Origin of the sequence: Phytohabitans sp. LJ34, from assembly GCF_052068095.1 — a bacterium.
In the GTDB taxonomy this organism is placed as follows: Bacteria; Actinomycetota; Actinomycetes; order Mycobacteriales; family Micromonosporaceae; genus Phytohabitans.
Map to the genome: position 1 here is coordinate 153,942 of NZ_JBQHDG010000010.1, position 12,740 is coordinate 166,681.

Here is a 12,740-nt window from a genome sequence, read left to right on the forward strand (position 1 = left end):
CGTCGGCTCGTGCGAGGGCTGGTCAGATGCGCGTGAGGATCCGGAGGACGTCGCAGATCGTCAGGACGCGCCGGACCACGCCGTGCACGTTGGCCAGCGTCAGGTCGATGCCGGCCGACCGGGCCTTGGCCCGCGCCTCCAGCAGGGCTGACACGCCGGTCGCGTCGCAGAAGCGCAGGTCGGTGCAGTCGAGGGTGACGGCGGTGGCGTCGCGGACCTTCTCCACGGCCGCGAGCAGGTCGGTGCACGTGGACATGTCGAGATCGCCGGCGAGGGTGAGAGCGACCGTGCCGTTTCGCGCGGTTTCGGTGATCGTCAGCATCAGTCACCCTGCCGAGGGCACGGGCGCAGGCGTACCCACACCTGCTTGCCGCCGTGAAGGTCCTCCACACCCCAGGCTTCGCCGCACGACTCGATCACGCGCAGGCCGTATCCGCCGCTGCCGTCGGCGTGCGGGCCACGGTCCCGGGGCATCACCGACGAGCCGTCGGCGGCCTTGATGAGCACCTGGCCCTCGTGCGCCTGGAGGCTCAGCTCGATGCAACCGCCGCCGTGCCGGACCGCGTTGGTCACCAGCTCACTGACCACGAGCTCGGCGTCGTCGAGCCAGTCGGGCTCGCTCAGCTCCCACGCGATGAGCATGTGCCGCACGGCCTTGCGGGCCCCGGCCGGCGCGATGACGCCCAGCGGCAGATCCAACGTCGCGTTCAGCTCGCTCACGGTACTCACCTCCTCACGTCCGCGCCGCCGGTTCTACCCAGGCGGGCCGGCGCGGAAACGGGCTCCGTGACCGGACGCGACACCGCCGACAAAGTCGTGGCGGGCGTGCAAAGCTGCGGGTACCTCGGGCGTCTTCACGGGTGGATATCCAAGGAGAGCGGGGACGGGCATGGGGGAAGCGGAGGCGTTCAGCGAGTTCGTGGCGGGCAGCAGTGCCCGGCTGTTCCGCGTCGCGATGGCGCTCACCGGCGGCCACCACGCCGCCGAGGATCTGCTCCAGGGCGCGCTGGCCCGCACGTTCGCCCGGTGGCGGCACGTGCGCGGCGACCCGGAGGCGTACGTGCGCCGCGCGATGTACCGCGCCCAGGTCTCCGTCTGGAAACGGCGCGGCCGGCACGCCGAGGTGCCGCTCGACAGCGTGGGCGAGCGGGCCGACCAGCGCGACGAGTTCCGGGCCACCGACCACCGGCTCGTGCTGCGGGCGGCGCTGCTGCGGCTGGGTCCGCGGCAGCGGGCGGTGCTCGTCGCGCGGGTGATGGAGGACCTGTCCGTGGAGGAGACCGCCGCCCTGCTCGGCTGCTCCCCCGGCACGGTCAGGAGCCAGCTGCACCGCGCGCTGGCCCGGCTCCGGGAGATCGCGCCGGAGCTCGACGAAAAGCACCTGACCGAGGAGAGCCTGACATGACGCGCCTGACCGAGCTGGTCCGCGAGGACCTCAGCGACCTGGCGGACTCGCACCCCGTTCCCGATGGACTGGCCGAGCGGGCGGTGGCCGCGGGCCGGCGCCGGCGCCGGCGGCGGACGGCGCTGGTCGGTGCGGCGGCGGTGGCGGTGGCGGCCGCCGTCGTGGTGCCCGTCGCCGTCCGGCTGGGCGGGGACGTGGCACCGGGGCAGGCGGCGACCGGCCGCAACGTCATCTTCGCCAAGAAGGTCGCGACCCGCCCGAAGGCGGCGTCCGAAGACCCTGGGTGGCAGGTGCTCGACCCGCGGACCGGGCGCTACCGGACCGCCGCCGTCGGAGACGTGTCGGAGCCCTCCGCCGACCGGCGCTACGCCGCGGTCCTGCCGCCCTACCTGGACACGGACCAGGCGCGGATCGGGCGCTACGAGACGCGGACCGGCGAGATCCGCTGGTACGACGCCCCGGCCCCGTCGGTCGACCAGCCACAGATCTCCCCCGACGGGCGGCTCGCGGCCTACTGGGTCGACAAACCGACGCCGGGCGCGGCGATGACGCTCGTCGACTTCGGCAGCGGGAAGGTCACACCGATCGACGCGGCGGCGTTCGCAGGCCTGCGGGCGGAGATCGCGTACGTCGAGGACCCGGAGCTCGGCCCGTCGAGCGCCGGGCGGCCGCGGACCACCTACCTGCTCTACCCGCCGGGCGACCCGATCGGCTGGCGGCTGGAGAACGACCGCCTCACCGTGGGCGCCGCCATCCTCGACCTGAACGGCCGCCGCACCGGCACCCTGCCGCTGCCGGAGAAGGCCGCGCCGGTCAGCATCCTTCCCGGCGGCGCCGGCGCGCTGGTGCGGCCCGAGGGGATGCTCGGCGTGTACGCGCTGACCGACGCCACCGGCGCCGTCACCCATCGGGTCACGCTGCGGATCTGCTCACACCCCGAGACGCCGCACGACCGCACGCGAGGCTCGCTGTGCACCGACGCGGTGATGCGCTTCCACGCCTGGCGCACCCCGGACCAGATCCTGATCAAGGAGGTCGGCTACGGGCCGAACGGCGAGTGGACCAACTCCCTCGAAGCGCTCGACCTGGTCACCGGCGAGCGGCGAGCGGTCTACCGGGACACCGGCGTGCCACCCATCGGCGGCTTGGTGCTGATCTCCGCGGACGGCCTCCCCCGGAAGGTCCAGCGGGAGCTCAGCTTCTGAGCCGACGCGCGGCCGCGCGGCCCGCGAGTGTCCGCCTTCGGCCGGCAGTAACGTGGTCCACTATGGACCCGGTCGTGGTGGTGGTGGCCTACGACCCGGCGTGGCCCGCGCTCTTCGCCGCGGAGGCGCGCCTGCTGGCGGCCGCGCTGCCCGGCACGCTGAGCATCGAGCACGTCGGCTCGACGAGCGTCCCCGGCCTGGCCGCCAAGCCCGTCGTCGACATCGTGGTCGTGGTCGCCGGCGCCGCGGCGGTGGACGTGGCGGCGCTCGTCCCGCTGGGATACACCTTCCGCCCGCACGCCTTTCCCGACGACCCCGACCACCTCTTCCTGGTCAAGGACACCGGCGGGGTACGCAGCCACCACCTGCACGTCTTCGGCGAAGGCTCGCCGTGGCCGGCGCGAAACCGGGCCTTCCGCGACTACCTGGCCGCGCACCCGGACGCCGCCCGCCGGTACGAGGCGGCCAAACACGCCGCCGCCGCCCTCCACCCCGACAGCCGCGGCCGCTACGGCGAGGCCAAGGAGGAGGTCATGCTGCGCCTGGTGGCCGAGGCCGACGCCTGGTCCGCGCGCCGTCGCGCCGACTAGCCCGCCGCCACGGTGGGCGATGTCCCCGACACTGCCCACTCACGCGGCCCGCAACGGGCGTAATGTCCCCGACACCGCCCACCGCCTGGCGGGCTTGCGGCGCGGAGCCGGCAGTGGAGGCCGGGGATGTCGGCGAGCGCCGCGAGCCGCCGGCCGGAGCGGGGCCCGCGGGAGCGGGCGGTCCGCAGGTGACGCGGACGGGGGAAATGTGCGGGACGGCCCTCCGCGGCGGTGCGCGGAAGGCCGTCCGGAGGTGTAGCCCGTGCTTAGTGGATCATCGTGGGTGTCGCCGGCTGGCCGTCGGCGGCGGCGATCGTGTCGTCCAGCGGGCGCGGGGTCTCGCGCTTGCGGGGCAGGAACGCGATCGGGACGAACGTCAGCAGCACCAGCGCGAAGCCGACCCAGAAGGTCGTGGAGAACGAGTCGGCCACGAACTCAAGGCCGCGCTGCAACGTGGCCGGGTCGAGCGGCATCGGCGCCCCGGCCTGGTGGGCGATCGCGGCGCCGGCCTCGGTGACCGGCTCGCCGGTGCGCGGGTCGGTCGCGCCGGGGATCGGGGTCGAGCCGTTGAGCTGGCTGGTGAGGATCACCGACATGGTGGCGGCGCCGACGGAGCTGCCGATCTGCTGGAGGATGTTGACCAGCGTGGAGCCGCGCGCCGTGTCGTGGTGGCTCAGCGTGCGCAGCGCGGAGGTCATGATCGGCATCATCGTGCCGCCCATGCCGAGGCCCATCACGAACAGCGAGCCGCACAGCAGCAGGTAGGACGTGTCGGTGCCGACCTGGGTGAAGGCGAAGAAGCCGGCGGCGATCAGCGCCATCGCGAACGGCACGGTGCGGCCGACCGGGATCTTGTCGGCCAGCATGCCGGCGACCGGCATCGTGAGCATCGCGCCGATGCCCTGCGGCGCCATCAGCAGGCCGGCGTTGAGCGTGGACTCGCCGCGCACCTGGAGGAAGTAGCTCGGAAAGAGCAGGCCGGCGCCCATGAACGCGACGATGAACACGAACAGCGAGACCGTCGCGATCGTCAGGTTGCGGTTGCGGAAGAGCCGGAGGTCGAGCAGCGGGTGGCGCGGCCTGAACGAGTAGAAGACGAAGCCGATCACCAGGAGCGCGCCGACCAGCATGGTGGTCCAGACCTTCGTGGCGGTGATCGTGCCGGTCTCCGGCAGTGACGAGACGCCGTAGAGGAACAGGGCGAGACCGGGCGAAAGCATCAGCATGCCCACGAAGTCGAACGACTCGGAAGGCTCGGCGGAGTCCTTCGGCAGGGCGAAGAACGCGTACACGAGCGCGATCGCGCCGATCGGCAGGTTGATCAGGAAGATCCAGTGCCAGCTCGCGGTGTCGATCAGCCAGCCGCCGAGGATCGGGCCGCCGATCGGGCCGAGCAGCATCGGGATGCCGAGCACCGCCATCAGCCGGCCGATCCGGTGCGGGCCGGCGGCGCGCGTCATGATCGTCATGCCGAGCGGCATCAGCATGCCACCGCCCAGGCCCTGTAGCACCCGGAACGCGATCAGCTGCCCGATCGTGTCGGCGGTCGCGCACAGCACCGAGCCGAGCGTGAAGAGCAGCACGGCAAGCATGTACAGCCGCTTGGTGCCGAACCGGTCGGCCGCCCAGCCGCTGAGCGGGATCACCGTGGCGAGGGCCAGCGTGTAGCCGGTCATCGTCCAGGCGACCTCGGCGTACGTGGCGTCGAACTCGCTCTGGAACGTCGGCAGCGCGACGCTCACGACGGTGATGTCGAGGATGGACATGATCGCGCCGAGCACGACCACCCCGGCGATCTTGAGGACGGTAGCGTCAAGCTTGTCGGATGACGCTGCGGCTTGTTGTGTCACACGACTCTCCAGATCCAGCTCGCCGCGGTGTCGACGGAGCAGCACATCAGGCTACAAGGCACGGAGTCGGGGCCGAAATCGGTTATCCGCCACTCCCCCGCGCGCGCATATGGTCACATTGACATACAGGCGGTGCGCGCGGGACCCAAACGGGCGTGCGCTGGGTCACGCCGCCACCCGCGCGAAACGTCACGCCGCCGCCCGCGCGAATGCCACGCCGCCGCCGGCGATGGGTCGCACGAACGTCACCCCCCGCCCGGCGGCGGGTTGCGCGAACGACCAAGCTAATTGATACTTTTCAATACTTCTGGAGCCGGCGTTGGGGCCCGGGGCAAGCCTCGACGATGTGCCAGCGCGCGGCGTTTCGAAGGACCTGTGCGGATGTCGCCGGCATGCGGTTCCGCATCCCACTGTCCTTCGTCAGGAGGCCCCACAAAATGCACTTCCATCGTTATCGGTCGAGGCTGTGGACGGTCGCGGCCGTCACGGTCGTGGCCGCCGGGAGCGGCGTGGTCACCGCTCTCACCGCACACGCCGCAGCGCCCGGCTGCGGCGTGGCGTACACCGTCGGATCGCAGTGGCAGGGCGGGTTCACGGCCAGCGTGACCGTCACCAACCTCGGCGACCCGCTCAGCTCGTGGACGCTCACCTGGAGCTACGCCGGCGGCCAGCAGGTCACCCAGGCGTGGAACGCGACCGTGTCGCAGAGCGGCGACCAGGTCACGGTGCGCAACGCCAGCTACAACGGCGCCATCGGCACCAACGGGACCGCTTCGTTCGGGTTCAACGGCTCGTGGAACGGCGGCAACCCGGCGCCGACGAGCTTCGCGCTCAACGGCACCACGTGCACCGGCGCGCCGGTGACCACACCACCCGGCGGCGACCCCACGACGCCGCCGCCCACCACGGCGCCGCCCGGCAACCCCGCCTGGGGTCAGGGCCTGCCGCCGGCCGGCGCGGTGCACAGCCGCGCGTACCACATCGTCACGGCCGCCGACGGCACCGGCTACACGCCGCGGGCGGGCGAGTGCTCCCGCGAGATCCACGCGCGGTACTGGACGTACGGGCCGGACGGCAAGGTCTACCCGACGTGGCACCCGGCGCGCGACCCGAGCGGCTGCGCGTTCGGCCACGAGCACGGCGACGACCCGCGCACCTCCGACCTGTTCGGCACCGCCAGCTGGCCGCCCTTCGGGTACACCAGCGAGGTGATGCTGGACAACCTGGCCGAGTCGAGCCACCGGCACGAGGACCACGTCGGGCACAAGGTGCTCGCCGTGAACAACTCCAACGTGATCCAGGGCGACAACGGCACCAGCCTCTTCCCGCCGCAGGGTGCCACGATCGCCACCTGCGACATCCTGCTCAAGTTCCACCAGGGCACCCACTCGCCGGACGCGTTCAGCAACAACGTCCACGAGCTGCTACTCAACCAGCGCTGCACCGCGAGCAACGGCGGCCAGGTCACCGAGGCCCGGTACAACGCGATGATCCCGCTCGGCCGGGCCGGTGGCTTCAGCCCGAGCGAGTGCCCCGGCTTCGGGCGCCCGTTCATCAACGTCAAGCCCGCGGTGCCGGCGGACTCGCCGTCGGACACCCGGTCGCTGGGCCGGCTGATCACCGAACCGGGCTGCGTGCAGGCGATCCGGGAGGGTCGCACCCACCAGGACCCGCTCTTCCCCAACCCGGTGCCGTTCACGGTCTCCGACATGGACGACTTCTGGTTCTCCGACATCTCGGTGACGGGCTCCGGGCTGAGCTTCCGCATCGCGCCGCTGTTCTACGTGGTCAACCCGTCGCGCTACTACGACCCGACCAAGCCGAACAGCAACGGCCGGATCGTGGACCTGTGCTACACGGACCTCGCGGGCGGCAGCAACTGCGACGTGGTCAAGCGGATCACCCAGCAGACCGGGCAGCAGGTGGCGTGGGACGACCCGCGCTCGCCGTTCAAGGGCACGCTGCGGGAGTTCCGGCCGGGCACCTTCACCGTCCAGAACAGCGGACCGACCACGGTCTACACCGACGTGTACGGCCGCAACGCCGCCACCACTCCGTTCGCCGGCTCGATCCGGCAGTACTTCGCCGGCGGCGGCGGCACCGCGCTGTACGTCCGCGGCTCCATCAAGGACTACAGCGGGACCGCGGCGGACGGGATCCACGCGCCTAACTAGCGCATAACGGCTCAAAAGAGGCCCGCGGTGGGTTCCCGCCGCGGGCCTCCGCGTGTTTTCTTTGGAACCCCATGCAACCCATCCGGTACGCCGGGCGCACCTACCCGGTGAGAGGAGCGGGATGCGAAGCGAGCGCCACTTCAGTGAGTACTTCGCCGCGCGGCACGAGGTCGTGCGGCGCGCGGCGTACCTCATGTGCGGTGACTGGCACTGGGCCGACGACCTGACGCAGGCCGCGTTCATCCGGCTGGCCGCGGGGTGGCACCGGATCCGCGACCCGCGGGCCGTGGACGCGTTCCTGCGCACCTGTCTGGTCCGGGCGTACCTGTCGGAGACCCGCCGCCTGTGGCGCCGCCGGGAGCGCCCGATGGCCGACCCGCCCGACGTGGCCGGCGCGGACGACGACGCCGAGACCGCCACGCGGCGGGTGGTCTTCGCGCGGGCGCTGCGCCAGGTGCCGCCGCGGCAGCGGGTGACCCTGATCTGCCGGTTCTACCAGGGGATGGACGTGGCCGAGACGGCCGCCGCACTCGGGTGCTCGGAGGGCACCGTCAAGAGCCAGACCGCCCGCGGCCTCGCCACCCTGCGCACGGCGCTGGGCGACGCGGTCGCCGTCACCGCACCGGCCTGGGCCACGGAGGGAAGCGCATGACCGAGCTGCGGGAGCTCTTCGAAGAGGCGGTCGGGGCGCCGCCGCCGAGCCACCTGACCGCCGGCGACGTGTACAAGACCGGGCGCCGCCGCCACCGGGTGCGTACCGCCCTGGCGGCCGCCTGCGCGGCGGCCGTGGCCGGTGTGCTGCTGGCGGGCGGCGGGCTGCTGCTGCCCGGCCGGTCGGGTCAGGACCTGCCGGCCGGCGACCCGCCGACTCCTCCGGCGGTCAGCGGGACGCCGGTCCAGTGGGCCGGTGCCGCCGACGCCACCCACCTCTACCTGGCGCGGATGGGCTGCGCCACGCCGTCCACGTCCTGCCCGAAGACGATCTCCCAGCTGTACGGCTCCGGCGACGGCGGCCGGACCTGGACCAGGCGGGGCGCGCCGCTCCAGGCACCCCGGCTGGCGGTCGTGGGGCCGCAGACGCTGCTCGCGAGCGTGTTCACCGGCCGCGCACAGACGCTCACCGCGAGCACGGACGGCGCCCGCACCTGGCACCGGCTCCGCGAAGGCGCGGCGGTCGACGCGGTGCCCGGCGGGAGCCTCGCGGTCTGCTGGGCGCCGTCCGGTGAGTCGTGCACGCTGTGGTCGGTGGATCCCGCGGGCGGGCGGTTCGCCCCGCTGCGGGTCCAGCCGGCGCTCGTCGCCGACCCCGCCGACCTCGTGCCGGCCGGCGCGGGCGACCGGATCTGGGTCCGCGGCACCGACCCCGCCACCGGGCGACCGGCGGTCGCGGTCAGCGCCGACGCCGGGCACAGCTGGTCCGTCCAGGTCTTCGCGGACGCGCCCGCCTGCCGGTCCGAGGGCTGCCGGCCGCCGTACCTGGCGACCGACGGTGCCACGGCGTACGCGGTCGTGGCCGGCGCGTCCGCCCGAGCCGTCTACCGCCACACGACCGAGGACGGCCGCTGGACGCGAATGTCCGCTGTGGACGCCGTGCCGGCCGGGCGCCTCGACGCGGGCGACCGCTCGTTCGTCGCGGCGGACGGCACGCATGTGCTCTGCGAGACGGTGACGCTGCCGGACGGCCGCGACGGGTGCCGCTTCTGGGCCGGCCGCGACGGCGCGTACCAGACCGTCGAGCCCACCGGCCTGCCGGCCACCGTCTACCCGTTCCACCGGGCCGCCGACGGCTCGCTCTACACGTTCAGCTACACCACCGACCGGATCTACCTGTCCGCCGACGGCTGGACCTGGTCGGCCCGCTAGCACTTTCGTCCACAAGGGAGAGACGATGAACCGTGCCCTCGGCGCGGGGGCGACCCTCGCGCTGGTCCTCATGCTCGCCACCGCCTGCGGCGGCGAGGCCGAGACCCCTCCGGTGGCCACCGCCGGCGGAGCGTCCACATCGGCCTCGCCGGGCACCGACGCGGTCGCCGCGTACGTGGAGAACCAGCGCCAGCTCGCCAAATGCCTGCGTGAGCAGGGTTTCGACGTGCCCGACCCGGACGCCAAGGGCCACCTCGACGTGGGGCCGGCGATGGGCGGCCGGAAGAAGACCGACCCGAAGGTGCAGGCCGCGTGGAACGCGTGCGAGGCGTTCAGGGTGCCGGTGCCGGACGAGCTACAGGAGAAGCCGGAGCCGGTGACGCCGGAGCAGCTCGCCAACCGCCGCGAGTACGCGAAGTGCATGCGCGCCAACGGCATGCCGGCGTGGCCCGACCCGCTCCCGGACGGCAACTGGCCCCCGGACATGCTGGGCGGCGAACTGACCCCGCAGGAGCAGGCGGCCAACCAGGCGGCGCTCCAGATCTGCGACCCGGTGCTGGACGGCCGCCCGCCGACCACGCCCAACCCGAACGACCTGCCCAAGGGATGAGCGCCCGTTCTGTCGCGCTGGGCTGCGGCGCGCTGCTGCTGGCCGGGGTGGCCGGCGCCGCGACGCTCGGCCTGGGCGGGCGCGGCTCCCCCGGGCCGGCGCCGGACCGCACCGGACCCGCGGCCACCGGGGTGGTCACCCGCCAGACGCTGGTGCGGTCCGTGACACTCACCGGCGAGCTCGGGTACGGCGAGGCGGTGCCGCTCGCCTCCACCGCGCCCGGCACGGTCACCTGGCTGCCGGAGGTGGGCGCCACGGTCCGGCGCGGCGAGGCGGTGCTGCGGGCCGACGAGCTGCCGGTGGTGCTGCTGTACGGCTTCCTGCCCATGTACCGCCCGCTCGCCCCGGGCGCGAAGGGCTCGGACGTGCGGCAGTTCGAACGCAACCTCGCCGCGCTCGGCTACGAGGGTTTCACGGTGGACGAGGAGTTCTCCGCGGCCACGGCCACGGCCGTCAAGCGGTGGCAGAAGGACCTGACGCTCCCCGAGACAGGCACGGTCGAGCGCGCGCGGGTCACCTACGCGCCAGGCCCGATCCGGGTCGCCGAGCGACTTGTCCGCCCGGGCGCACCGGCGGCCGCGGACGTGCTCTCCGTCACCGGCACGACGCGGGTGGTGACCGTCTCGGCCGGGCCCGGTGAGGCGGCCTGGGCCACGCGCGGCGCCGCGGTCACCGTCACGCTGCCGACCGGCGGCTCGGTCGCGGGCGTGGTCGGCTCGGTGGGTGCGGTCACGGCCGCGCCCGCGGAAGGCGGCACCGGTGACGCGGCCGCCGCCGTGGAGGTGACCGTCACGGTCGCCAACCAGAAGGCACTCGGCGCGCTGGCCGGTGCCCCGGTCGAGGTGCGCTACGTGGCCGAGCGGGCGAAGGACGTGCTGACCGTGCCGGTGGACGCGTTGCTGGCGCTCGCCGAAGGCGGGTACGGCGTCGAGGTGGCCGACGCCGCCGGCACCCGGGTCGTGGCGGTGAAGGTGGGGCTCTTCGCGGACGGGCGGGTCGAGGTGACCGGCGCCGGCCTCGCCGAAGGCGCGCGGGTGGGGGTGCCGGAGTGACCGCCGCCGGCCTCGCCTGGGACGCGCCGGTTGGGGTGTCCGAGTGACCGCCGCCGTCGTCGAGCTGGCGGGCGTCACCCGCACGTACCCGGGCGGCGTGACCGCCCTCCGTGACGTACACCTTTCCGTCCACTATGGAGAGCTGGCCGCGGTGGTCGGCCCGTCCGGTTCTGGCAAGTCCACATTGCTCCATCTCGTCGGCACGCTCGACCGCCCGTCGTCCGGCACGGTGCGCGTCGACGGCCATGACGTCTCCGCCCTCTCCGACCGGGCGCTGTCCGGGCTGCGGGCGCGGCGGATCGGGTTCGTGTTCCAGCAGTTCCACCTCGCGGCCGGCGTCCCCGTGCTGGACAACGTGGCCGACGGCCTGCTCTACGCCGGCGTACCCCTTCGCCAGCGGCGCCGGCGCGCCGCCGAGGCCCTGGACCGGGTGGGCCTGGCGCATCGGCTCGGCCACCGCCCGCACCAGCTCTCCGGCGGGGAGCGGCAGCGGGCCGCGATCGCCCGCGCGGTGGTGGGCGAGCCGGCGCTGCTGCTGGCCGACGAACCGACCGGCAACCTCGACACGGCCTCCGGCGCCGCGGTGCTGGAGCTGCTGCGCGACCTGCACGGCCGCGGCACGACGGTGCTCGTCATCACCCACGACCGGGAGGTCGCCGCCGGCCTCCCCCGCCAGATCGCCCTCCGCGACGGCGCGGTGGTCCGCGCATGACCGCCACGCCCCGGCCGGCGCGAGTCGGACCCGCCGACGTCGCACGACTCAGCGCGGTGGTCCGCGCATGACGGCCACGCCCCGGCCGGCCCGGGTCGGGCCCGCGGATGTCGCGCGGCTCGGCGCGGCCGGCCTCCGCGCCCGGCCACTGCGGGTCTTCCTTTCCGCGCTCGGCGTGGCGATCGGCATCGCGGCGATGCTCGCGGTGGTCGGCATCTCCACCTCCAGCCGGGCCGAGCTCGACCGCACCCTCGACCGCCTCGGCACCAACCTGCTGACCGTCGCGCCCGGCGAGACCCGCGGCGGCCAGCCGGCCACGTTGCCGATCGGGTCGACCGCGATGGTCGGGCGGATCGGCCCGGTGGAGTCGGTCAGCGCGACCGGCTCGGTCGACAAGGCGGTGTATCGCAACGACCGCGTGCCGCGGGGCCAGACCGGCAGCATCGCCGTCCTCGCCGCCGGCCCGGACCTGCTCGCCACCCTCCGCGCCACCACCCGGCACGGCACCTGGCTCAACCCGGCCACCGCCGCGTACCCCGCGGTCGTCCTCGGCGCGACCGCCGCCCGCCGCCTCGACCTGCCCGGCGTGGGCACCCGCGTGTGGTTGGGCGGCGAGTGGTTCGCGGTCGTCGGGATCCTCGCGCCGGTGCCGCTCGCCGCCGAGCTGGACAGCGCCGCGCTCGTCGGGTGGGAGGCGGCGCGGCGGTTCCTGGCCTTCGACGGCCATCCCACCCGCCTGTACGTCCGCGCCGCACCCACCCAGGTCAGGGCCGTCCAGGCGGTGCTCGGCCGCACCGCCAACCCGGAGTCGCCGGACGAGGTCGCCGTCTCCCGCCCGTCGGACGCCCTCGCCGCCCGCCAGGCCACCGACCGCGCGCTCAACGGGCTGCTGCTCGGCCTCGGCGCGGTGGCGCTCGTCGTCGGCGGCATCGGCATCGCCAACACGATGGTCATCTCGGTGCTCGAACGCCGCGGCGAGATCGGCCTGCGCCGCGCGCTCGGCGCCACCCGCCGCCACATCCGCACCCAGTTCCTCACCGAGTCGCTGCTGCTGTCCGCGCTCGGCTGGGCCGGCGGCGCGGTACTGGGCATCGCGGCGACGGCCGCCTACGCGCACACCCAGCACTGGCCGGTCGTGGTGCCGGCCTGGGCCACCGCCGGCGGCCTCGCCGCGACCCTGCTGATCGGCGCGGTGGCCGGCCTCGTGCCGGCCGTCCGCGCCAGCCGCCTCGCCCCCACGGAGGCGCTGGCGACGCCCTGACCACATTGACGATCCTGG

13 protein-coding genes are annotated in these 12,740 nt (G+C 74.0%); 10 read left to right on the forward strand and 3 right to left on the reverse strand.

Annotation, left to right across the window (positions count from 1 at the left end):
- Positions 1–22: 22 nt before the first annotated feature.
- Together ACTMTJ_RS19510 and ACTMTJ_RS19515 are read right to left on the reverse strand one after the other, a co-directional pair.
- Positions 23–322 (reverse strand): STAS domain-containing protein, encoded by a 300-nt coding sequence (locus ACTMTJ_RS19510; protein ID WP_441218518.1) that lies wholly within the window; start codon positions 320–322, stop codon positions 23–25.
- Entirely contained in the window at positions 322–720 is a 399-nt protein-coding gene (locus ACTMTJ_RS19515; RefSeq protein ID WP_441218520.1) for an ATP-binding protein, read from the reverse strand. Before ACTMTJ_RS19515 ends, ACTMTJ_RS19510 begins: the two co-directional genes overlap by 1 nt.
- Before the next feature lie 169 nt (positions 721–889).
- Here ACTMTJ_RS19515 and ACTMTJ_RS19520 point away from each other — a divergent pair, with 169 nt between their 5' ends.
- The 3 genes from ACTMTJ_RS19520 to ACTMTJ_RS19530 all read left to right on the forward strand — a co-directional run bounded on the left by ACTMTJ_RS19520 (position 890) and on the right by ACTMTJ_RS19530 (position 3,200).
- Positions 890–1,405, forward strand: coding sequence for a SigE family RNA polymerase sigma factor (locus ACTMTJ_RS19520; protein ID WP_441218522.1), 516 nt, complete (start codon positions 890–892; stop codon positions 1,403–1,405).
- Positions 1,402–2,610 (forward strand): hypothetical protein, encoded by a 1,209-nt coding sequence (locus tag ACTMTJ_RS19525; RefSeq protein WP_441218524.1) that lies wholly within the window; start codon positions 1,402–1,404, stop codon positions 2,608–2,610. Before ACTMTJ_RS19520 ends, ACTMTJ_RS19525 begins: the two co-directional genes overlap by 4 nt.
- Positions 2,611–2,672: 62 nt before the next feature.
- Complete coding sequence (locus ACTMTJ_RS19530) at positions 2,673–3,200, forward strand: GrpB family protein (protein ID WP_441218526.1); 528 nt, start codon at positions 2,673–2,675, stop codon at positions 3,198–3,200.
- Between the two features lie 266 nt (positions 3,201–3,466).
- On the opposite strand, the gene ACTMTJ_RS19535 is transcribed toward ACTMTJ_RS19530, so the two are convergent.
- Positions 3,467–5,050 carry a DHA2 family efflux MFS transporter permease subunit gene (locus ACTMTJ_RS19535; protein WP_441218528.1) on the reverse strand — a complete coding sequence of 528 codons (1,584 nt, stop codon included), beginning with the start codon at positions 5,048–5,050 and terminating at the stop codon, positions 3,467–3,469.
- 437 nt (positions 5,051–5,487) lie between these two features.
- Between ACTMTJ_RS19535 and ACTMTJ_RS19540 the strand changes: the two genes are divergently transcribed.
- From ACTMTJ_RS19540 to ACTMTJ_RS19570, 7 genes are all read left to right on the forward strand, one after another.
- Positions 5,488–7,224 carry a cellulose-binding domain-containing protein gene (locus ACTMTJ_RS19540; protein ID WP_441218530.1) on the forward strand — a complete coding sequence of 579 codons (1,737 nt, stop codon included), beginning with the start codon at positions 5,488–5,490 and terminating at the stop codon, positions 7,222–7,224.
- A 121-nt stretch (positions 7,225–7,345) separates the two neighbouring features.
- The gene (locus ACTMTJ_RS19545) at positions 7,346–7,876 is read left to right on the forward strand and encodes a SigE family RNA polymerase sigma factor (protein ID WP_441218532.1); all 531 of its coding nucleotides are present in this window, start codon (positions 7,346–7,348) and stop codon (positions 7,874–7,876) included.
- Positions 7,873–9,087 (forward strand): hypothetical protein, encoded by a 1,215-nt coding sequence (locus ACTMTJ_RS19550; RefSeq protein ID WP_441218534.1) that lies wholly within the window; start codon positions 7,873–7,875, stop codon positions 9,085–9,087. Before ACTMTJ_RS19545 ends, ACTMTJ_RS19550 begins: the two co-directional genes overlap by 4 nt.
- A 25-nt stretch (positions 9,088–9,112) precedes the next feature.
- The gene (locus ACTMTJ_RS19555) at positions 9,113–9,697 is read left to right on the forward strand and encodes a hypothetical protein (protein ID WP_441218536.1); all 585 of its coding nucleotides are present in this window, start codon (positions 9,113–9,115) and stop codon (positions 9,695–9,697) included.
- The gene (locus tag ACTMTJ_RS19560; RefSeq protein ID WP_441218538.1) at positions 9,694–10,749 is read left to right on the forward strand and encodes a peptidoglycan-binding protein; all 1,056 of its coding nucleotides are present in this window, start codon (positions 9,694–9,696) and stop codon (positions 10,747–10,749) included. Before ACTMTJ_RS19555 ends, ACTMTJ_RS19560 begins: the two co-directional genes overlap by 4 nt.
- 43 nt (positions 10,750–10,792) lie before the next feature.
- Complete coding sequence (locus ACTMTJ_RS19565; RefSeq protein ID WP_441218540.1) at positions 10,793–11,461, forward strand: ABC transporter ATP-binding protein; 669 nt, start codon at positions 10,793–10,795, stop codon at positions 11,459–11,461.
- 67 nt (positions 11,462–11,528) lie between these two features.
- Positions 11,529–12,722, forward strand: coding sequence for an ABC transporter permease (locus tag ACTMTJ_RS19570; protein WP_441218542.1), 1,194 nt, complete (start codon positions 11,529–11,531; stop codon positions 12,720–12,722).
- Positions 12,723–12,740: the final 18 nt, after the last annotated feature.

Excerpts from the sequence above, each read along its gene's own strand:
- ACTMTJ_RS19570 (WP_441218542.1), top strand. The coding sequence starts at position 11,529 with ATGACGGCCACGCCCCGGCCGGCCCGGGTCGGGCCCGCGGATGTCGCG.
- ACTMTJ_RS19545 (WP_441218532.1), top strand. The coding sequence starts at position 7,346 with ATGCGAAGCGAGCGCCACTTCAGTGAGTACTTCGCCGCGCGGCACGAG.
- ACTMTJ_RS19520 (WP_441218522.1), top strand. The coding sequence starts at position 890 with ATGGGGGAAGCGGAGGCGTTCAGCGAGTTCGTGGCGGGCAGCAGTGCC.
- ACTMTJ_RS19560 (WP_441218538.1), top strand. The coding sequence starts at position 9,694 with ATGAGCGCCCGTTCTGTCGCGCTGGGCTGCGGCGCGCTGCTGCTGGCC.
- ACTMTJ_RS19510 (WP_441218518.1), bottom strand. The coding sequence starts at position 322 with ATGCTGACGATCACCGAAACCGCGCGAAACGGCACGGTCGCTCTCACC.
- ACTMTJ_RS19555 (WP_441218536.1), top strand. The coding sequence starts at position 9,113 with ATGAACCGTGCCCTCGGCGCGGGGGCGACCCTCGCGCTGGTCCTCATG.
- ACTMTJ_RS19550 (WP_441218534.1), top strand. The coding sequence starts at position 7,873 with ATGACCGAGCTGCGGGAGCTCTTCGAAGAGGCGGTCGGGGCGCCGCCG.
- ACTMTJ_RS19540 (WP_441218530.1), top strand. The coding sequence starts at position 5,488 with ATGCACTTCCATCGTTATCGGTCGAGGCTGTGGACGGTCGCGGCCGTC.
- ACTMTJ_RS19525 (WP_441218524.1), top strand. The coding sequence starts at position 1,402 with ATGACGCGCCTGACCGAGCTGGTCCGCGAGGACCTCAGCGACCTGGCG.
- ACTMTJ_RS19530 (WP_441218526.1), top strand. The coding sequence starts at position 2,673 with ATGGACCCGGTCGTGGTGGTGGTGGCCTACGACCCGGCGTGGCCCGCG.